Origin of the sequence: Actinokineospora xionganensis (genome assembly GCF_014323725.1) — a bacterium.
Lineage (GTDB): Bacteria > Actinomycetota > Actinomycetes > Mycobacteriales > Pseudonocardiaceae > Actinokineospora > Actinokineospora xionganensis.
In genome coordinates, this window is sequence record NZ_JABVED010000027.1 from 1 (window position 1) to 19,850 (window position 19,850).

At 65.8% G+C, this 19,850-nt stretch carries 14 protein-coding genes and 2 pseudogenes; 3 read left to right on the plus strand and 13 right to left on the minus strand.

The genetic code is table 11. The annotated features are described in order from the left end of the window. Positions 1-118 precede the first annotated feature (118 nt). From GPZ80_RS29365 to GPZ80_RS33090, 9 genes and pseudogenes are all read right to left on the minus strand, one after another. Positions 119-1,651, minus strand: coding sequence for an ISL3 family transposase (locus GPZ80_RS29365; RefSeq protein ID WP_187224362.1), 1,533 nt, complete (start codon positions 1,649-1,651; stop codon positions 119-121). Between the two features lie 236 nt (positions 1,652-1,887). Continuing rightward, positions 1,888-2,328 carry a winged helix-turn-helix domain-containing protein gene (locus GPZ80_RS34140; RefSeq protein WP_376771791.1) on the minus strand — a complete coding sequence of 147 codons (441 nt, stop codon included), beginning with the start codon at positions 2,326-2,328 and terminating at the stop codon, positions 1,888-1,890. After that, positions 2,220-3,380: pseudogene (locus tag GPZ80_RS32260) on the minus strand (site-specific integrase); the annotation flags it as partial. The gene GPZ80_RS34140 and the pseudogene GPZ80_RS32260, both read right to left, overlap by 109 nt. 439 nt (positions 3,381-3,819) lie before the next feature. Next, positions 3,820-4,053, minus strand: coding sequence for a hypothetical protein (locus tag GPZ80_RS29375; protein ID WP_187224363.1), 234 nt, complete (start codon positions 4,051-4,053; stop codon positions 3,820-3,822). Further along, complete coding sequence (locus tag GPZ80_RS29380; RefSeq protein ID WP_246477606.1) at positions 4,037-5,005, minus strand: IS30 family transposase; 969 nt, start codon at positions 5,003-5,005, stop codon at positions 4,037-4,039. Before GPZ80_RS29380 ends, GPZ80_RS29375 begins: the two co-directional genes overlap by 17 nt. A gap of 48 nt (positions 5,006-5,053) precedes the next feature. Next, positions 5,054-5,425 carry a hypothetical protein gene (locus GPZ80_RS29385; RefSeq protein WP_187224365.1) on the minus strand — a complete coding sequence of 124 codons (372 nt, stop codon included), beginning with the start codon at positions 5,423-5,425 and terminating at the stop codon, positions 5,054-5,056. A gap of 126 nt (positions 5,426-5,551) precedes the next feature. Beyond that, complete coding sequence (locus GPZ80_RS29390; protein ID WP_187224366.1) at positions 5,552-6,049, minus strand: DUF6933 domain-containing protein; 498 nt, start codon at positions 6,047-6,049, stop codon at positions 5,552-5,554. Between the two features lie 181 nt (positions 6,050-6,230). Next, positions 6,231-6,977, minus strand: coding sequence for a hypothetical protein (locus GPZ80_RS29395; protein WP_187224367.1), 747 nt, complete (start codon positions 6,975-6,977; stop codon positions 6,231-6,233). A 110-nt stretch (positions 6,978-7,087) separates the two neighbouring features. Beyond that, positions 7,088-7,332: pseudogene (locus GPZ80_RS33090) on the minus strand (IS1380 family transposase); the annotation flags it as partial. Positions 7,333-7,849: 517 nt separating this feature from the next. On the opposite strand from GPZ80_RS33090, the gene GPZ80_RS29400 reads away from it, so the two are divergent. Then, positions 7,850-9,304, plus strand: coding sequence for a hypothetical protein (locus tag GPZ80_RS29400; protein ID WP_187224368.1), 1,455 nt, complete (start codon positions 7,850-7,852; stop codon positions 9,302-9,304). A 12-nt stretch (positions 9,305-9,316) separates the two neighbouring features. Here GPZ80_RS29400 and GPZ80_RS29405 read toward each other — a convergent pair whose 3' ends face one another. Then, positions 9,317-10,237, minus strand: coding sequence for a hypothetical protein (locus GPZ80_RS29405; protein ID WP_222720049.1), 921 nt, complete (start codon positions 10,235-10,237; stop codon positions 9,317-9,319). A 107-nt stretch (positions 10,238-10,344) separates the two neighbouring features. Between GPZ80_RS29405 and GPZ80_RS29410 the strand changes: the two genes are divergently transcribed. Beyond that, entirely contained in the window at positions 10,345-11,562 is a 1,218-nt protein-coding gene (locus tag GPZ80_RS29410; RefSeq protein ID WP_246477602.1) for an exonuclease domain-containing protein, read from the plus strand. 202 nt (positions 11,563-11,764) lie between these two features. On the opposite strand, the gene GPZ80_RS29415 is transcribed toward GPZ80_RS29410, so the two are convergent. The 3 genes from GPZ80_RS29415 to GPZ80_RS29425 are packed head-to-tail and all read right to left on the minus strand — an operon-like array spanning position 11,765 to position 18,959. After that, positions 11,765-14,575 (minus strand): RNaseH domain-containing protein, encoded by a 2,811-nt coding sequence (locus tag GPZ80_RS29415; RefSeq protein ID WP_187224369.1) that lies wholly within the window; start codon positions 14,573-14,575, stop codon positions 11,765-11,767. Beyond that, positions 14,572-17,808 (minus strand): hypothetical protein, encoded by a 3,237-nt coding sequence (locus tag GPZ80_RS29420; protein ID WP_312880647.1) that lies wholly within the window; start codon positions 17,806-17,808, stop codon positions 14,572-14,574. Before GPZ80_RS29420 ends, GPZ80_RS29415 begins: the two co-directional genes overlap by 4 nt. Continuing rightward, on the minus strand, positions 17,805-18,959 hold the full coding sequence (locus tag GPZ80_RS29425) for a restriction endonuclease-related protein (protein WP_222720050.1): 1,155 nt from the start codon (positions 18,957-18,959) through the stop codon (positions 17,805-17,807). Before GPZ80_RS29425 ends, GPZ80_RS29420 begins: the two co-directional genes overlap by 4 nt. Positions 18,960-19,186: 227 nt before the next feature. Between GPZ80_RS29425 and GPZ80_RS29430 the strand changes: the two genes are divergently transcribed. Then, a complete protein-coding gene (locus tag GPZ80_RS29430; protein WP_187224370.1) occupies positions 19,187-19,702 on the plus strand; it encodes a putative phosphothreonine lyase domain-containing protein in 516 nt (171 codons plus the stop codon). The last annotated feature ends 148 nt before the right edge of the window (positions 19,703-19,850 follow it).

Consider the following 19,850-nt stretch of genomic DNA (forward strand, 5'->3'; position numbering starts at 1 on the left):
CTACGAGACCACCGCAGGATGAAAAGGGCTCAGTGACCGCTGGCCGGACGCTGAAACCTACTAACCGAACCGCCAGAAACACCGATCACGGGGCTCTGGCGCACTTTCGGTGGTGGCGTTAGCCGAGGAGGATGCGGTGGCGTAGGAGCGCGAAGCCCGCGCGCCCGTACATTTGTCGTTTGAGCAGCTTGGTCTTGGTGTTGACGCCCTCGGTGCGTCCGTTGTGGTGGGGCAGGGTGATCGCGGCGGTGACGGCGTCGATGTCCAGTTCGATGCCTCGGGCGAAGGAGTGCACTTGAGGTAGATCCGCCTCACGCGCGGCGGTGGCCCAAGCCGCCAACCGGGCCGGGTTGTCCTTGTCGGGGGTGAGCGCGGCGGCGAAGGACCGCACGAGGTCAGCCAGTGCGGTCATTTCGGGGCAGGCGGCGGTCAGCGCTGCGAGTCGTTGGTGTTGTTGGTTGTTGAGGTTCTCTGGTCGGGTCAGGATCAGGCGCGCGGCCCGCCGTGTGGACAGGTGCTGATGTTCGTCGAGATGGCGGCCCTGGTTCAGGTAGCGCACGAGGAGGTTGTGGCTGCCGGTGTAGCCCAGGGCGCGGATTTCGCCGAGCAGCGCGGTGGCCCCGACGGCGGGTTGTTGTTCGCGGCGGGCGCGGAGGTGGTCGCGGTATGGGTCGATCATGCTGGCCCGGTATTTGGGGACGCGTTGGATGCGTTGCGGTGTGGCCGCGCGGGCGTATCGCTTGACGGTGTTCATGGCCAGGCCGAGGCGGCGTGAGCAGTCCAGCAATCCGACTCCGGCATCGAGCAGGGCATGGATCTGTTGCCAGCGCTGAAGAGTGGTGTCCGCGAGCTTGCCCTCGCGCAGTCCGGTGGCGGAGGCCCAGCACGCGCTGTGGGCGGCGACCTCCCTGCCCGCGGCGTCGCACAGGCCGTGCCACAGGTGCCATCGGTCGGCCACCTGGATCGCGTGCGGTAGCGCGTCACGCACGGCTTGGGCGTAGGCCGTCGAACCGTCCCGGCACACGATCTCGACCCCTGGGTGCGCCCGCAGCCAGCCGGCCACCACCTGCGCGCCGCGTCCCGGCAGGACGTCGACGCGGGTGCCGGTGTCGGCGTCGATCACCACGGTGGCGTAGTCGTGACCGCGGCGCAGGGCGAAATCATCGATCCCCAGCACCCGCGGCACCCCGCGATCCGGCAACGGGATGCCCAGCAACACCCGCACCGCGGTGTCCCGCCCCACCGAGATCCCGATCGCAGGCAACAGCCGAGCGGAGGCCCTGCCAGCCAGCTCACGCACGACCCACGGGACCTGCTCACCCAATCGCACGGTCCGGCGCTGGTAGCGCTCGACCAGGCCAGGCACCTGCTCCCGGAAAGTCTGGCGCGGGCACTCGGCGACAGGGCACCGCATCCGGCGGACCCGCAGCCTCACCAGCACCCGGCGGCCATCGACCGGTACATCCGCCGGGATCCGTTCATGGACGGCGAGAACACGGCCAGTCAGCGTCCCGCAGGAAGGACATGCCACCGCATCGTCCCTGGTCGATGCCCGCACCACGATCATGTCGCCTGCGTCATTGACGCCCTCGATCGATAGCGCGGACAGACCCGAGAAAACCACATCGACCAGCTTCGTCACCTCAGCCACAAACGATCATGGCAAGATCAGCATCCGCCCAAGCTCGCGGGTCCGCGCCACCACCGAAAGTGCGCCAGAGCCGATCACGGGATAGACCCGTGCCGCTCGTCTTACAGTCCCGGGATCGTTGGTGGTGAGCTCGGCGGTGATACGAAAGCGGTTGGCGGTTGCGGTCGCAGCGAACACCGCACATGCGCGCTCGTCCGGCGTACCTCGGCCCGAGTGAGTCCGGCCACCGACTTCATTCAGGGTTCTGCGCGACGATTGATGCGGGCGCGGTGGCCTGGGGTGACGGTGATGAGGTTTTGGTTGGCGAGCATGGTGATGGCGCGGTGGGCGGTGCTGGGCGCAACTTGGTAGGTGGTGGCCAGTTCGGTTGTGGTGGGCAGTGGTGCGTCGTCGCGGAGGCTGCCGTTTCGGATGGACTTGCGTAGGTCGTCGGCGATGAGCTGGTAGGCGGGTTGTGGCCGTTGCGTTGCATGGTCCGGGATTTCGAGTGGGAGGTTGCTGGGGAGTGGGAGGGGGCGAGGGCGGTGCTTGCCCGTTGTTCGGCTTCGCGGATCCAGGCGGTGTAGTACTTGAGGGTGGTGCCGCCCTCGGCGTGGTCGAGTCGTCCGGCGACGGTGCGCAGGTCCACGCCTGTGGTGATGAGGGTGGTGGCGCTGTAGTGGCGCAGTTTGTGCCAGGTGGTGGTGATGCCCAGTTTGCGGGTGAGGCGCCGGTACCAGGCGGTGACTGAGGCGGGTGGTCGGCAGAGGTGGCCGTCGGCGGCCGGGGAGAACATGAAGGCGTCGGCCGACAGCGCATTCTGGCCCGCGCGGCGGCGGTGGTAGGCGATGAGCATCGCGACTGTGTGAGCGTCGAGGACGATGTGGCGGCGGGCGTGGAGTTTGGTGTCCTTCTCCCAGGTGCGGGAGCCGAGTTGGGCGATGCTGTGTTCGATCACCAGCACCCTGGTGGCGGGGTCGAAGTCTCGCCACCGCAGGGCGCACAGTTCGCCGCGGCGGGCGCCGCTGACCATGGCCAGCCACACCATCGGACCCCATTGGGGGTCGGCCCAGGCGGCGGCCAGGATTCGTGCGGCCTGCTCTGGTGTGGGTGGGCACGGGTTCGGTTGCCTCGCGGCTGGTGGTCGGGCGTCGGTGCAGGGGTTGCGGGTCAGCCAGCCCCAGCGGACGGCGCGGCGACACGCCGCGCCGATCAAGAAATGGATCTTGCGGACGGTCGATGGGTGCAGCGGTCGACACGCGTGCCCTGGTTCGGCCGGGGCGCTTGGGTCGCAGTGTTCCCGGCAGTGAAGCAGGCGCGCGTAGCTGTCTTCGAGTATGTCCGGGCCCAGGGCACGGATCGGGATGTGGCCGAGCAGCGGCAGAATGTGGGTTCTGGCCAGGCTGGTGTAGCGCTGCCGAGTGGTGTCGGTCACCGCCAGCAGCGCCACGTGCCGTAGCACCAGTTCGCCGATGGTTCCGGCGGTGCGGGCCTGCCCGCCGCGGCCGGCGTCGAGCAGGCGTTGCCGGGCTTCCTCGATCTCGAGGAACGCGGTCGGGCCATCCGGGACGGTCTCGTTGGTATAGCGCTGTCGGTGGGTGAGCGGGTCGATTCCGGCGTAGACCCGGACCCGCCACGATCCGCTCGGCAACCGCTCCACACAGCCGCGCGGCCCGTCCTGCCGCGAGAGGCCCAGCGTCATCGGGCTCAAGACGGTCATGTCACGACTCATTCCACGGACTCCTCTCATCAGAGGCCGTAGGACACAACGCCCGCGCAACGAAAAATGACGGTCCACCAGCGGATTCTCACCGCAAGTGGACCGTCATGTCGCTGTGCCCCCGGCAGGGCACACAACAGATGGGAACAGTTCCGACCAGCGGTTTCTTGCGGGGCAGATTGGTCGTTGAGCACCGCGCGCCACTCGGCGGGAAGGGCGCCGTGGTCCAAGGCTGATGCCGTGGTCGACATCCTCGCGCGGTCGTTCGCCATGCACTCCGCGTCCCGCGACGGAGGCACACCTTGGACTGCGTCAAGACCGGCGATCCGCGTCAATGTCTATTTGTTCGCCATTCGTCGCCAGCTACGTGGCCGTGGCATCGCCTTTGATCACGTATGAGAACTGGCCGGAGGGATGGTGCCGGTCTGAGGTTCGAATCGTGTTGAATGGGCGCATTCTGCGCGGGCGATCAGCGGCTGCCGAACTTTCGTTTGAGGCTCCACCGCCGGGCCTCATGTACGCCGCGCCTTTCGGACCACAGCACGTGATTGCCCTGGCCGAGCAGCGCCCAGCCTTCGCCTTCAAGGTTCGCCAGTTCTCCGATGCCGAGCCGCCACAGCAGTCGTGACATCACGAACGCAGCATCAATGCCCGTGGCGCCAGCAGTCTGGAAGTACTTGGCGAGTTCAGACGGTGGAAGCATCTGATTCGAGGAGTTCGGTGAATACCTCGCTGGGTTTCTTCCAGTCGTGGATCTTACGGGGTCGGTCGTTGATCTCGGCGGCGATCGCGGCAAGGTAGTGCGGGTCGCTGGTGATCTCGACGCCCTTGGGCAGGTACTCGCGCACGATCCGGTTGAGGTTCTCGTTGCTGCCGCGTTCCCACGGGGAGTGCGGGTGGGCGAAGAACACTGGCAGCCCGGTGGCGGTGATGTCCTTGTGCAGCGCCATTTCCGCGCCGCAGTCCCACGTCAACGACCGCTTGATCGACGCGGGCAACGGGCCGACCGCGGAGATGATCGCCTCGCTCACGGTCAGCGAGTCCCGCCCGGTCAACGGCACCAGGACCAGGAACCGACTGGTGCGCTCCACCAACGTCGCCACGGCGGTCTTACCCGCCTTGCCGACGACGATGTCCCCTTCCCAGTGCCCAGGCACCGCCCGGCCTTCGACCTCTGCGGGACGCTCGTCGATATAGCGGGGCTCACGGATCCGCGGCGCCGGGGCCGGACGCGGCCCGCTGCGCCGGGTGCGGCCGGTGCGCAGCGCGACAAGTTCACGCCGCAGCGTCGCGACCGGCTGGGCATATACCCACTGGTAGATGGCCTCGTGACTCACCCGACCAGGTTCCTCGCCATCATGATCGCGTGCCAACCGACCCGCGATCGACCCCGGTGACCAGCCCAAACGTAACAACCCCAGCACCAGCGATCGCAGAGCAGGCGACCGGTCCACCGCCATCGCCTTCGGCCGCGCCCGTGCCGCCACCGCGACCCGCTCGGCAACCACCGCCCGATACCGCTGCCGCCCGCCATGACGAGCAACCTCGCGCGAGACGATCGAGGAATCACGCCCAATCAGGGCAGCGATCTCCTTGTACTCCAACGATTCCGCCAGACCACGAGAGATCTCCTCCCGATCAGCCAACGTCAACATCCTGCGCACGACAGGGAATCCTTCCCCACCGAACACCAAGATCACATGCTACGACCGCCTGAGGCTGCCCTTCGCTGGCGGTGGGCAGGTGAAGACGATGAGATGGCCGTAGTCGTCCCAGTCGACGTGGGTGTAGTCCACCGCCTGGGCAGCATGGGCGGTGTAGTTCTTGGTGTCGAACGGCACCAGCTCAAGGGCCTTGAACTCGATGCCGAAAACGGGCTGATCGTCCTTCCAGGCGCTCGGGTCGCGCGGCCACACGACGGCGTCGACCCGCATCCGACGTCCGCTGCAGTGCGTGCCCCAGACCTGCCACTGGTGCTCGAACGTGGAATCAAGCTCGGCGAGCACCGCTTCCGCGAGTTCGTCCTCGTTCGTGTGCGGTGGCAACGGGGCGTAGGTCTTCCGAATCAAGCTCACGAGATCAAGTTAGCCGTAGATCGTCGTACAAGATCGGTCGCGTCCATCTGCGTCCACTCGATGTCAGCGCAGTTGCTGGCCCGCTTATGTAGGTACAAAGAGCGTGCACAGTCGTGTACGAAACAGTCAGGGCGCAATCTCGCGCAAAGTGGCGGCCAACTCACGGTTGGGGCTGATGTTTCTGCTGTACAGCGGTCCGCAGGGTGTCACCGCCAACCGGAGCGATAGCTCGACCAGCTTCATGGCGGGATCGGCGTCGTGATGGATTTCGGCGAGGCGGGCGAACTCGGTCATGACGCCGACCACACTGCGGTTGGTGGTCGTGCCCAGCTGGCAGGCCTGCATGTGCCGCAGTTCCTGGTCGAGTATCGCCGTGGGTGTGTCGTGGGCGGTCAGGACTGTGGTGACCTGCTCGGCGATCCTGGCGGTCAGTGTGGCGGCGGGTGCCAACGGCATCAGCACCGGCAGCAGGGTCGTCTCATTGACCAGCAGCACGACCCGCGGTCTCCAGAACAGGGCCGTGGCGTACCAGGGACCCAGCAGCGTGGTGCCACGCTCGTGGTCAGGCGCGGTCGGTGGGCCCGCCAGGCGCAGCAACTTCTTGGTGGCACGCACAATAAGCACCCGGCCATCCTGCCTCCTGCGCCCAGACAGCCTGGTGGAAGCTCGACATCTGCGCGTGACCTCTGACGCGCGATGAGCCCAGGCGATGTTGATCCCATGACGCCCGACTTGGCCAGTTCAGTGGGGCAGGTCAGTAATGTCCGTGTGCGCGACGCTGGATGCAGCTCAAGGTGGTTGAGACTCAACGTCCGTTTCCTTCAGCGGGCCCAGTCGGGTTTGTGAGCTGGCTTTCCAGCTTGTTAATGCGCCTACGAGCGGAGTCGGCACGCTTTTGCAATCGTTCGTGCTCAGCGCGGGCTTTGACGAGCTCGTCGGCCACTCGGCGCTCTTCTGCATCACGACGGGCAGATCCCGACGGGAGCTTTTCTGTCGAAACAATACCCCGTTTCTGCTGACAGTCGGGGCAGTCGGCCACGGTACTTGACCAATACGTGTTCGAGCAGTGCTGAACCTTTTCGATGACGTGATCGCATGTCAGTGTCAACTGCCAGGTGTCCAGCTCCGCAGGATCCGGTCTATTTCGAGCGAAGATGTCGCGAATCGCTGAAATCTGCTCCTCGCTCAACGGCGGCGGTGGGCAACAGAAACCGCAGTGTGTTGTCCTGGATCCGTCAATACTCCAACGGTGGCTACGGCAGTCTGAGTGGCGTTCCCTGAAATCCGCCTCCGCAATTTCGTACTCCTCACGCTGCTGGCTATCCATCTTGAGTAGAACTGGCAGCCTCCCACGTCCATCGAACACCGGCAGTCCACATCCGCGGCAAGGCTCGCCAGCGTTGATCTCAGCCCGGGTGAGATATGTGCCATTCGCCTGCCATTCGCGGCGCTTCTTCTCCTGCCGAATTGCGTCCTCTTCGGCTTCCAACGCAGCCTTGCGGCGCCGGTTCAGCGCACGACGCGCCTTCTCTTCCTCGGTCAGCTTCGCCACAGTTCTCCTCGATCTTCACGGACGGAGTGGGTTCAGAGTCGACCGGCAGCTCATGCGCCGTCGTTCCTCCGATATCGGCACGAGCCCCAATGAGCTGAACTCCCGGGTCGGGTCTGATCGACCTCCGCGACCGGCGGGATGCCGTGGTCCGGGGCGTGCGCACCGGCCACCTTCCACGCCCTGGCTCGTGCTGCCGCTCGGGCAATGTTGATCGCTGCCAGCGCCTTGTCCGGGTCTTGGGCGAGCTTGTCGATCAGCCGTGACACCGCCGCCTGCGCCCGCACCGCCGCGATGTCGGCCAGGCAATCCCGCCCGGTGCCTCGGCGATCGCCAGATCAGCGACGATTTTCCCGGGTGGATCGCGGTAGACCGCCGCTACCGGCTGAGTCTGACACAACAGCGTGAACGAGAAGGCACAGGCTTCAGTAGACCGCGGGCGCAACCGGCGTGCTGGTGGCCGTCGAGCGGCCGACCGCTGTCGAGAACACAACGAAACAGTTCCGACCAGCGGCTTCTTGCGGGGGCAGATTGGTCGTTGAGCACCTTCTGCCACTCCGTGGGTAGGACGCCGCAGTCCACGCCTGGTCCGTCGACCACCCACAATCAACTTCGCTGGTTGCGAGAGCGCAAGGCATGTCGCCAGGCGCCGTTCGGCGTGCTTGTAGATCTTGCTGCGCCGGAGTTGGGACGGTTGCACGCCCGGATCGAGGGTCGGCTCACGCCGACGGCGACACGGGTTAGAGCACGGGCACGGGGTTGAGCACGGGTGGGTGTCGGAGTTGACGGCGCGGCTGGAGCGCGACAACACCGGGATGACAGCGAGACGGTTGAATGGGGTGCTCGCAGGGAGAGTTGCTCGTACTTAGGAGGCTGTGACGATGGCCGTTCGGAAAGCGCCCCTGACGCCAAGTCAGTTCGCGATCCTCAAGTGGGTGGGCGAGGGGTGCGTGGAAGGGGTCTACGAGGGCTGGGCTCACCGTGTGGGTGCTCGCGCACTTCACAACCACGGTCTGATTCTCGTGAAAGGCCATGGGCCGTCGTGGGTTGCGTCGATAACCAAGGACGGCGCCTATTACCTTGAGCACGGCAACTACCTACCTCGTGACCGGCCCGATCGGGATGTTCCTGACACCCCGGATCGCGAGCGGCGCCCCGAGATCGCACCTGCTGCGACGAAGCGAAGCCGTGTAAATCCATCGGCTCGAAGCGCCGCCGCACCTTCTCAGCGATCGTCCGCACAGAAACAAGGGCCGGTCGATCAGTTCATGCTGTCCCTACAGGAAGCAGACGATCACCGCATCCTCGTGCCCACCTCTGAGGGAGCACGATACCGTCAGCTCGTCGGTTTTGCGAAGCGATTCGAGCGGATTCCAGAAGGGATGAGGCTGTCTTTCGACTACGTGCGACAGGAAGTCGGCTACATGCTGGCGATCACGCTTGAGCGACTTCCCGAATGGCAGATCGGGACGTTGATCCCGTCACGCGTATCGACGAGAGCGCAAGACACCAGCGATGTCGTTCAGACGATCATGGACAGCGAGACGTTCTCTGTCCACGGAGATCCGCGCAACCGCGCGTTGCGTCTGCTCGAAGCTCTGGTCGTTGGCGCGCGTGAATCCGGGATGACGGTATCTGCCAAAGCAGGGCGGCAGGCACAACGCAGTGGCTACGGGGGAGGCCGCTCAACTGACGACGAAATCCGGTTCATGATCGACCGGGACGAGTTTCAACTCCGATTCACCCAAGCCACACTGCAACGTCCCCACGTGCCAACGGAACGTGAGCTTGCGCGAGCGCGGCGCGGCTACATGTTCCCGGACTTCGACGATGTCCCGGATGAGAAGCTCGGCATTGTCCTCGAAGGAGCTGGGGGACGGTTTTGGGCCGATAGCTGGAAAGACGCTGATGGGCATCGTCTAGAAGATGATCTCGCGCAGATTCTGGAGGAGATCCGGCTCCGTCACGGACATCTGGCCGAGAGGCGCGTCGTGGAGAGCGAACGGCAACGCCAGGCCCAGCAAGAGCGGGCTGAACAGGAGAAGCGTCTGGCAGCGGCAAGGGAACGCGCCGCGGTCGCACACCGAGAACACCTGATCGACGAAGAAGCCCGAGATCAGGCGAGGCGCTGGATAGAAGCAAACCAGATGCGCGCCTACGCCGAGGAAGTTCGCCGACACGCATCATCACTCGCCGCTGACGACCATGCGCGGGCACTGCAATGGGCGGAAAGGATCACGACGGTCGCGAACGCGACTGACCCTTTCCCGGACCACGCGGTCTATCCCCACGTTGTCGCCGAGGCGGCCACAGGCGTGCACCGTTCATGAACCCGTGACCCATTAGCGATATCCCCAGCGCCGCGGTGCACGTTCGTACCGGACCGGTATTTCAGATGGCTTCAACGGACGGTCGACGACGGGACGGAAGTTGGCAGGGGTGATCCGTTCCTCCTCATGCACGCGAGCCATCACATCGGCGAAGATGCTGTGCCCGTTCCCCTGCATCTGGTCGATGAGGCGGGTGATGAGTTCGTCCAGTCGCTGCACTTCCGCCTCTGCGGCGGCCAGGCGTTCCTGCATGGTGACTGCGCGATGACCGCACCAGCCGCGGAGCAGTTCGTGCACCGGGCGGCCGTGCTCCAGATACCAGCGGTACTCCCACTGTGGATCCGATGTCCTTTCGATCCCGTCGCGGACGAAGGATTCGCCGCGTTTCGTTTTCTCGCGGTACTTTCGCTCATCCTCGATTACCCAGTCCAGCACCGGCATCGGGTTCACTCGGCAGGCGAACTCGGCGATCATGAGGGTGCCAGCCGGAGACACCAGTTCGCCGTCAGTTGACGCAAAGGAGTCGACCTGGTCAAGTAATTCGCTGACGGGGAGGCCGATGAGCGGTTCAAGCGCCGCTGGGTCATGAATCGTCGTGGCCCATCGAACAGGGGACCACTCCCACTCCGCAACTGCCTCGGGAATCAACTCTGCGAACACGGTCTCGACGGCAGCCTCTTCTCGGTCGGTCAGTTCGAACGCGGCTACACGTTCCCAGTTCGCCATCATCTCGTCATAAATACCTACCTCAGACCAAGGCCCCCGGAGCCGTTTCGCCGGAACGTTTTCCCGCTTTCCTGCATTCTCGCCATCAAGGAACTCGATCTCGTACCTCGAACTCTTCTTCTTCGTTTCGACAGCGAGGATGCGGACGCGCTGCGACGAATCGTAATCGCGCAGACGGTATATCTGCTCATCACCGATCTGGATCATTCACGTTCCTCTCATGTGTCGACGATTCGCGAAGAGTGCCCGCTTGGACGACCCAACGCGCGTAGATCCCAGCCACGATGGTGGAGGTCGGTTGCCGCCTCCAAGGCATGATCATGCCCTTCGCTATCTCGGTACAACGGCTTCGCTGCGACAGACTCGCCGTGGCCAGTGCTCAGCAGCTCGCCTTCGGGGTCGACCTGCGCGAATCCAAAACTGTCGGGCCAAGCTACTACGGTGCGCGCATGATTGAACCCGTAGTGTCATGGGCCGACGGGCCCATCGTCGCGATGGACTTGGAGACGACGGACGTCGACCCGCGCAGGGACCGCATGGTCACCGCCGCCATCGTGACCATCACGCCAAATGGACCAGGAATGCGACCAGAGGTCAACACCCGCACTTGGTTGGCCGATCCAGGTGTCGAGATCCCGGCCGATGCCACTGCCATCCACGGCATCACCACCGAACTGGCCCGTATCGAAGGCCGTCCCTCCCCAGAGGTGATCGACGAACTGGCAGCCGTGCTGGCCGAGGTGTGGACACCCACGACGCCGCTGTGCGCGTTCAACGCCGCGTTCGACCTGACGATGCTCGACGCCGAACTCCAGCGGCACCACGGTCGCAGCCTCCCGCTCAGCGGTCCCGTGGTCGATCCGCTGTGCATCGACCGCCAGCTCGATACCCAGCGCGAAGGCAAGCGCACTCTCGCCGCGGTGTGCGGCCACTATCAGGTGCGACTGGACAACGCCCACACCAGTTCGGGAGACGCGATCGCCGCAGCGCGTCTTGCCTGGCGGTTGGCCAGGGTGTACCCGGAGGCCGTCGGCCGGGTCGCTCCGCACGTCCTGCACAGCCGTCAGGCCCGTTGGTATCGCGATAGCGAGTTCGCTTACGCCGACAAGCTCGAGCGACGTGCCGCAGGGTCGGACGCCCGTGGTGATGGCGACGGCGCTGCGCGGTTGCGGGCCCGCGCGGTAGATGTCCGGGCTGGCGCCCGATCCTGGCCGCTGTTGCCCGAGACTACGGCTCAACTGGAGAGCACCCGCCGTCGCTTGCCGCCTCGACCCGGTGGCGTGGCGAACTCGCACGCCTCATGGACACCGGACCAGGATGCCGCACTGCGTGACGAGTGGTTGACCGCCGACCCTGTGGATGTGGCCGAGACGCGGCGCAAGGAGATCGCGACTCGCTACGGCCGTACTCCCGGAGCGATCCGGTCGCGTCTGCTTCGCTTGCGGTGTGATCCGGAACTGCCGGGCCGAACCTGCGACGAGCAGCGTGCCGCCGAACTGAAGCGCATCTACGACACTGAGTACGGCCGGTAGCTGATCACCCTCGGTCCCCATCGCCCACCGATCAGCCACCGGCCGCTTCGGCGTCGGAGTTTTGAGCCGTCGCGAGCCGCGCTCGGACGAGTTCCCGGACACAGGGCCACGTCGTCAACGAGCCCGTCCGCCGAACCCGAGCCACACCGGTCCCGCCATGAACCCCTTGATCGCAGCCATGCCGCGACCTGGGCACGTGCTGTTATTCGCCTTCCAGGACAACGGTTGTGTCGTCGTCTTTGAGTTCGTCGAGTTCGACTTCTTCGTCGGGGTCGACGGTGCGTCGGTAGTCGGGGTGATCCTTGTCCATCTTGGCGGCGAGGTGGATGGGTGCCGGGTAGCTGGTGCGCCCGTCCCAGGAGACGGCGTGGTCGCAGAGTCGCGCGGCTGCGATGGCGTAGCGGATCGGGTCGGTGTCTGCGCCGACGACGACGATCTCCGTGTTCGTGTGGGCGTACCAGGTGTGTTGGCTGGCTTCGTTGTCAGCGGTCCAGCGGGTGTTGGCCTCTCCCGCGCGGGAGTACTTGCGTCCGCCGGTGAACTGGCGCGGGATGTTGGACAGGATCCACGTGTTCTGGGCTCCGTCGAGCTGGTAGAGACCCTCGGTGGTCTTCTTGATCTGACGTTTCTTCTCGACAGCCTCGTCCTCCTGCTGTTCGTTTTTCAGAACGTGCAACTCGACCGGTCGAGGTAGGTCACGGGAGCCGGAGGTCACGCGAACGATGGCGCGCGGCCGGTGGCCGCTGGAAGGGTTGCAACCTGGGAGGGCCGGTCGGTCGTTGACACGTCCTGCCGAGTCCGGACGCAGGTCGAGGTTCTTGTTGGCGAGCAGCGGCCACAGGGAGCGGGAGCTGTCGCCGGACACCAGCAGGACGTAGCCGTTGGTCGTGTCGAGGTGGTCTTGGAGTTGGCTGAGCGCGGTGTCGATGCTGTCAACCAGCGAGAGGTCCTGCCGTTTACCTTCGGGCAGGGGGTGCGAGCGGAAGGCAGTGTTGGCGGCGAAGTAGTCCTGCCAGCCTGTCGTTCCGCCGCGCGGGTGTCGTTTGGGCTGGTATGCCTTGACGTGCCAGTGGTCTCCGTCAGGGATGAGCGCCACAAGCGACCAACTCAGACGCGGTCCCGCTGAGGTCCACCGCGCTCCGCGCTGCTCGCGGATGTGCAGGCCGACGAACGCGACGGGTTCCTTCAGACCATAGCGGCCGAAGGCAAGCGCTCGGCTGAGCCGAGGATGGATCAGACCGGCGGCTCGTAGCATGTCGGCGACTGCGTTGTGACCTGGATGATCCTTCTTCAGGCTGAGCCCCAACTCGGTCAACGGGTCGGTCTCCTCCGCATCCGTTTCTGCGGAAGCGAATTCGTCGGTGTCGGTATCGATGTCGTTCGACGTGTCGTGGATCGGCTTCGCCGCCGGTCCGGTATCCGGTTTGGGCGGGGGCTTGGTGGTGACGAACTGCGTGAGCACGTGGTGCTGGGCAAGCAGGCGGTTGAGAGGGTGCTTGGCGTCGGTCAGATCGGGGTCGTCCACCGTGCTGTCGGGCTGGCGCGACTGCTTGCGTTGCGCAGCCCATGCGCGCGCGTCGTACTCGGTCTCGCACAGCGCCACGATCCTCGTGTCGTCGGGCACGTCGAGGTGGGGAACAGCGGACAGGAGCGCGGCTCGACCGGAGTGGTCGCCGTGGGCTAACAGCGCGGCGGCGTGGTGGAAGATGATCTCGACGTGGTCACCGATCGGTGCCGGTTCGTCCTCCGGCATACCGGTGTCGGCGAGGTCGGGGCGGTTGAAGTGGTAGGCCAGCAGGCGCTGAAGCCGGGCACGGGTGTGCTGGTGGCGGTAGAGGACGAGGATCCGCAGGCGCTGACAGCCCGATGCCTCGATGATGGTGGGCAGGGCAGTTTCGTCGAGCAGGTCCGTGTCGCGGCCCGCCGTCACCTGCCGACGCGCGCCCTTTGGAAACTGGTGACCGGAGACGTTGCGGGCGATGATGTTCGGAGTGCCCAGGACCGTGGACAGGTGGCCGCTGAGTTCACGGATGGTGTACATGCCGACGCCGCGGCCGATCGGGAAGCGCACGGACTTCGGGACAAGTGCGCGCAGCCTGCCGGGTTCGCCGGTCAGGTCACGGTCTTCTGGCCGGATCAGGGTCTCGCCGCCGAGCCGGGCCCACACGGTGAGGGCGATGTCGCTCGTGCGCTCGATTCGGGTCATGCGTCCGCGGCCTTCGACGTCGAGGGCGAGCAGCGGATCCTGTGTCGAGCGTTGGGCCAGCCATGCGGTGCGTGAGGAGTTGAGCCAGCGGCTCAGCCTGGACACCGATGGGTCGACCACCACGACCGGGTCGCGCATCCAGGGCAGCGTCTTCATCATCAGTTGCACGCGCAGTGCGGCGTAGGACGGGTTGTCCTTGGCGTTGTCCCAGTAGCCGGTCCACAGCAAGTCGGTGTTCCAGACCAGCAAGTTTCCCTCGGTGTCGGCGCGGAGGGCGACTTCGCGGCCGTCGACCTTCCAGACACTGGAGGCCAGTCGTTGGGCGACCTCCCATGTGGCCGCGTCGTAAACCCAGTGCGCCGCGTCAGGCTGGTCACCCACGCGCTTGATCTCGTCGGCCAACACGACCTCGTCTGGCGTGATGCTGGCGACGAGCTCGGCCAGCTCACTGGGGTAGGAGAAGCTGATCTCGTCCTCAGGCACCCTGAGCAGGGCCTGTTCCCACAGGACCACGGCGTCGTGGATGTCGCGGCTGTCCAGGCTGCCGCGGCTGATCAACTGCCCGGGTGGATTGTTCCGGCTGGTTGGGAACAGGTTGACGCAGGTGCGGCCGACGGCACGCAGGGCGGTGGCGAGACCGGCGTAGGGCAGGTTGCCGCGGGAGCCGGTGATGTCGCGATAGCGGTCGAGCAGGTCTCCCCACACGTCGCGCGCGCGTTCGGGGAAGCGGTGGACGTGCACCACGCCGTGCAGTTCGGTGGTCAGCGGGTAGGCCAGCAGGTGCAGCTTGTCGTCGCCCGTGGTCACAGGTTGTCGTCCTTGGTGGTGTGGTCGATTCCGGCGAAGTCGAGCCAGGACACCAACGTGGAGCCGTAGATGCGGCTCAGTGCACGCTGGCGGTCAGGGGTTAGGTTGTCGTAGTAAAAGCGCAGCAGTCCCGGCAGGTCGCTGCCGAACTTCGCGTCGTGGAAGGCTCCATCGACCAGGTAGAGCTCGACCGGGGTGCCGCCGCGGCGGGCGCGTCCGGCGAGCTGGATCAGGTCGACGAGCATCCCGGCCACGGCTTCGGCCTTGAGTACACGGCTGAGCCTGCTGAACCGCGGGTCACTGGCCAGGATGTGGTGCAGCCGAGAGAACGCGGCCTGGCGCTGCTCGTCCAGCACAGCGGCAGGGTCGGGGCCGGGCGTGCCGATGTCGAGCGCGTAGGAATTGACGCTGGCGAACATCTCCGCCGAGTCGGTGAGCTGGGTCGGTGGACGCACGCACACCCAGACCGACGCCAGGGCGGAGCGCTGGTCACCGGGCACCAGGATGTTGAGCCCACGTGCCACCAGGCTCAACGGCGCAATGCACACCTTGACGTTCGGGTACTCCTGCGGCAACGCCTCCAGGTCATCCACCGTCACCCGCACCACCCCAGAAGGCAACGCCACCGAGGAAGGCCGCTGGTCTTTCGGCACGACGACCGCGACCCAGCTCGGGTCGCCAACGTGGGAGGCGATCCCGGCACCGAGCAGCGCGGCGTGCTTGTAGGAGTTGCCCACCAGCATGCATAGTTCCCGGTCGGGCGCGGACTCGGCGAGCTTGCGCAGGTGCCGATCCAGGTGTTGATCCCACAGCGTCTTGCCGAGTTCGCGGATTGCGTCGGGCTTCTGGGATTCGGACCGGCCACCGATGTGGATGGCTTGGAACTCCTCGTCGAGTGCCTTGCCCGCGCGGGTGGTGAACGCGCCCGGCGCTGCGTCGGTCATCGCGTAGGTGATCTCGGCCTTGATGTGCTCGCGGGAGGCGCCGGGGAAGAACGCCGTGGCCGACAAGCCCAGGACGATCCGCGGCACACCGGCGGTGGCCAAAGCCACCGTGCCGCCCAGCTGCGCCACGGTCGTGTGCGGGTCGCCGGCGATGGCCTGCACGGACAGCTTGCCCTGCGGGTAGGGGTCGGTCACCTTGTCGACGCGGAACCCGAACAGCAGGTAACCGAGCGGGCCGTAGGGGATGGTGGCGTGCTGGACGAAGGTGCCCAGCTTTTCGGCGAGCACGCGGGCGGCGGGAAGTTCGGTGCCCGGTGAGCTGACTGCGAAGGTCAGCCGAGTCAACGATTGGTGCAGCGCGCCGAGCCAAGTCCGTACAAGCAGGGCGTTGACCACATCGCGGCGCATGTCCTTGTCCCGGACCCGTCGGGTAAGCGTGCCGTGCAGGCTGTGCTTTACCTCCCGAATTCGGTCCTGGCCGGTGTCGTTGCTCACGACCGAGCGCAGCAGAGTGGCGACCTTGCGCATCTTGCGCGGTGGTGTGCCGCCGTTGACTTCGCGGGTGTCCGGGAACAGGGCGTTGAACTGCTCGTAGATCTCCGGCGCCACCCCGCCGGTGACGTCCTCGACGCCGAACAGGGCTTGGAGCAACATGCGGTCATTGGAACCGGGTACGTGCCAGCCGGAGCCGGGGCGATCGGGGTCCGCCTCCAGCCACATGTCCTGTTCCAGCACGTAGTTGAGGAACTGGTCGGCCAGGAACCGGGTGCGCGACAGGGCGGGGACGACTTCGCGGTCCTCGGCGGGCATCAGCATCGTGCGTTGTGTGTCAAGCTGCGCCAGTGGCAGCTCGTGCTGCCCGCCGCTGGCCGCCAGCACCAGTTGCTTGGCCCCTGCGTCGAACATGTTGCTCTGCAACAGATCGATCTCGTCGATGATCAGCGCCGGGCAGCGGCGCATGAGAAATTCCAGCAGCGGCATGCGGCTGTGGTCGATGCCGTCGATCCGCACGGGAATCGGCACCGTGCCGTGGATCAGGTTGTGGTGGTTGGTGACGATGATGTCTGCCCGGGCGGCATCATGGAACCCGCGATGCCGCCCGCAGGAACCCGACATGGGACAGGCGTGCCGCTGGTCGTCATCGGACTTGCCTCGTTTGCCCTTGGCAGCATTGCGGGTCTCCTCCTCACCGGACGCGGGCCGGACTCGCAGGGAAGTGCAGGGTTCGTCTGGCGCGGTCGGCGGCGGACCGTCGACCATGAGTGCGGGCAGAACACAGCCGTAGCCCAGCGTGTCGAAGCGGTCCCACTCGCCGCGCTCGGCCGCCTGGGTGGCCTTTTCGTCCAGGCGCCGCGGGGACACCAAGGCCACGCACAATGCGGGCGCGCCCAATGCGGCGAGGTCATCCTGGATGTCCGCGGTCAGGCGTCGCGCGTCGTCCTCCTCATGAGCGATCTTCTCAGCGGTAGTAAGCGCCTCGTGGATGGTTCCGACCACGATGGCCACGGGGATGCCCTGCCGGGCCAGGTGGACCGCCAGCAACCGGGTCAGCACGCTCTTGCCCACGCCGGTCGGGGCGTTGAGTAACCGGATGCCACCCGCACGCAGCAACAACTCGGTCACTGGCAGGTCCTCGACGTCGCGCAGCTTGGCGAACAGCTCCTCGATGATGCCGCTTTGCCACGGAGAGGTTTCCGAAGCCTTCGCCAGCTGGTCCGCCAGCGCCTTGAGGTCGGCCGGGCTGACCTTGACGGCGTCAACCTTCCCGGCCGTGTCCAACACGACCGGGGCGACGGTGGCACCGTGCATGATGATCGGCAGCTCGACCGTGGACTCGCCCCGCCAGCCGAAGCTCCACCGGCCGGGACCGGCCACCGGTAGCGGACGCCGGCTCTGTAGGTACTTGGTCTCGGCCTCCTCGAGCAGACGCTCGGCGAGATCAAGCGGACGCTGCCCATGCCGCGCGATCACATAGGTCACAGCGTTGTCGGGAACGTCATCCGGTACTTCGTAGGGGCTGTTCTGATCGTGGCGCAGCTTGCGGGCCGCTTCAAGGAACCGCCGGGGCGAGCCGAGCTCGTTATGGCGCAGCCGCAGGAACCTCCCCACCAGCCGTTGGGTGCCGTCGGGCTGGTCGGGCCAGTCCGACCACAGGTCTAGCCTGCCCGAGGCGATCAGACCCGCTTGGTCCAACGGCACGACGGTTCGGCCGTCGGTACCACGGAACCCGAAGAACTCCTCGGAGAACGCACACGCGATCTGCGTGGCCAACTGGCGCAGACTGGTCACCGCCGAACCCCCGCAGCCTTGTCGATGTCGTTCTTGAGATCGGTCGCAGTCATGACCCGATAGCCCGCGCCGCGCAGCATCTCGGCCAGAAGCCCTCGACTGGAGCGCTGGTGATCGGGGATCACGATGATCAATCCGGCCTCGGCCGGTTCCGTCTCGCGTAGCGCCTCGCCGAGTGCCACCGGAGACGCCCACGCCTTGGCGTCCACCCTCCATACCTTCCGCTTCAGCGTGACCCGCAGGTCGTAGCGGTCCTTGTGAGGCCACATGTCCACCTCTGCACCGGCGGCACGAGCGTGGTCGCGCAGGTCGCACTCCAAGATCCCCGGTAGGGTCACGTACCGCCAGATCACCCGCGACACCGCGCGCGATTCCGGGGTAGCCGGTTGGCCCTTGACCTCGCTGGCCTGCGGGCCAGCGGGCTGGAGAAGGGGAGCTCGATCGGCGGATCCATCGGTATGGCAGGTGTAGATGATCCCGCTGCGCGCGTGCGCCTCACAGCGCACCTCGACTACCGTGCCTGTACCGACCACGCGCATCGGCCAGCGGCACGTCGGACAGGCGAACCACCAACCGCGGATCTGGCACCACGTCCACTCCACGATCGGCTCGTAGTGGTCGAACCGTCCCCACAGCGTGTCCCAGGTCCGGCGCAACTTGCGCAGGTCCCCGGAAGGCTCGTCCACGAGCAGTTCGCGAGCCTGGGTGTAGTCCTTCGCAGGCAGCCGCCGCAGCACCTCATATATGCGTCGCTCCTCCTGCTCCGTGGCAACCTTGGCCCACGGCCAGTGCTCGTCCAACGCCACAGACGGAACTAGGTGCTCCACACACAGGTCGCGGGCCTCGTCTCTGAACTGCCCCGCCTCGTCGAGCAGAACCAGGTCACTGACTCCGGCGAAGTCGACACCATCGGGTAGCAACTCCCGCAGCGGGCGAGACAGGCCGCTGCGGAACTGCGCCATCGTCGGGGCCTGCCCGACCGGATACGTCGAGGCCAACACGCCCAGACAACTCATCAGCGCACGCGCCTGCCTGCCGCGTGCCAGATCCGGATCCCCGAGGGCGGCGGCGGCCAGACAGCAGGCGGTGATCGCCTGATCGCGGCGGCGGCGGTCGACCTCGGTCACGGTCGAAGACATGGTGAGCACCATAGACACCACCACCGACAATCTCCGCAGTTCACCATGGGATTGATCGGCTTCTCTGAAGTTCCCAGCCACAGACACCCATCCGGGTGAAGATCGACGAAGGTGAACACAAGGATGTGAGGCTTGTTCACGCACGAGATGTCGCGCTGATGCCATGCCGACGGTGAGCACGGGCGGTCGTCGGTGGCTGTTCGTAGAGTGCGAACCGCTGACGAGGCAAGGAGACCCAGGTGTCGAACGTCGACGATGATCGCCAACCAACTGATGTAACCGAAGACTGGTGGATCCACGTCCATGCCAGCGTTCGATGTCAGCCCGCAGAGCAGGCCTCAGGGAAGTGGTTGGTGTTCGTCCCGGTTCGATACGTCGACCACTACTGGCGAATCGTGAAGCAGGCCGTACAGGACGGCAAGCTCGGCCCATCCGCCAAGGTCGCCACAGCCCGCCCCAACCCCGACGAGGTAGACCCGACCCGTAGACCCATCATCGTCTACACCACCGACTGGCGCGACCAAGACGATGTCCGGCGAGTACTTGGCGGACTCCGATCGCTCGGCATCAGTTGGCGACTGACCTACAAGACCGACGAAGCCACCACTGCTGGCGTCTACGGCCACCACGCCGGAACCTACGTCAGCCCGTCCGGTTCCTCAGAGCTCATCAACCGAACCTCGACCCGTCCCAGCCGTCGAACCAACCGCGACGTTATTGGTCGTCGAGAACCGAGTATCGCTAGATCGGAGTAGCTGACCAGCCGCGGGGCCAGCGTGCCGGTGACGACGTGCCGACGCCAGGGAATCGCACTGGACCCAGCGATCTCTTATGCCTCGATGTTTCCGGATCGATAGATGTCCAGTGTGGACCAACGTTTGTGACGTCTGCTTCACCGTGGCT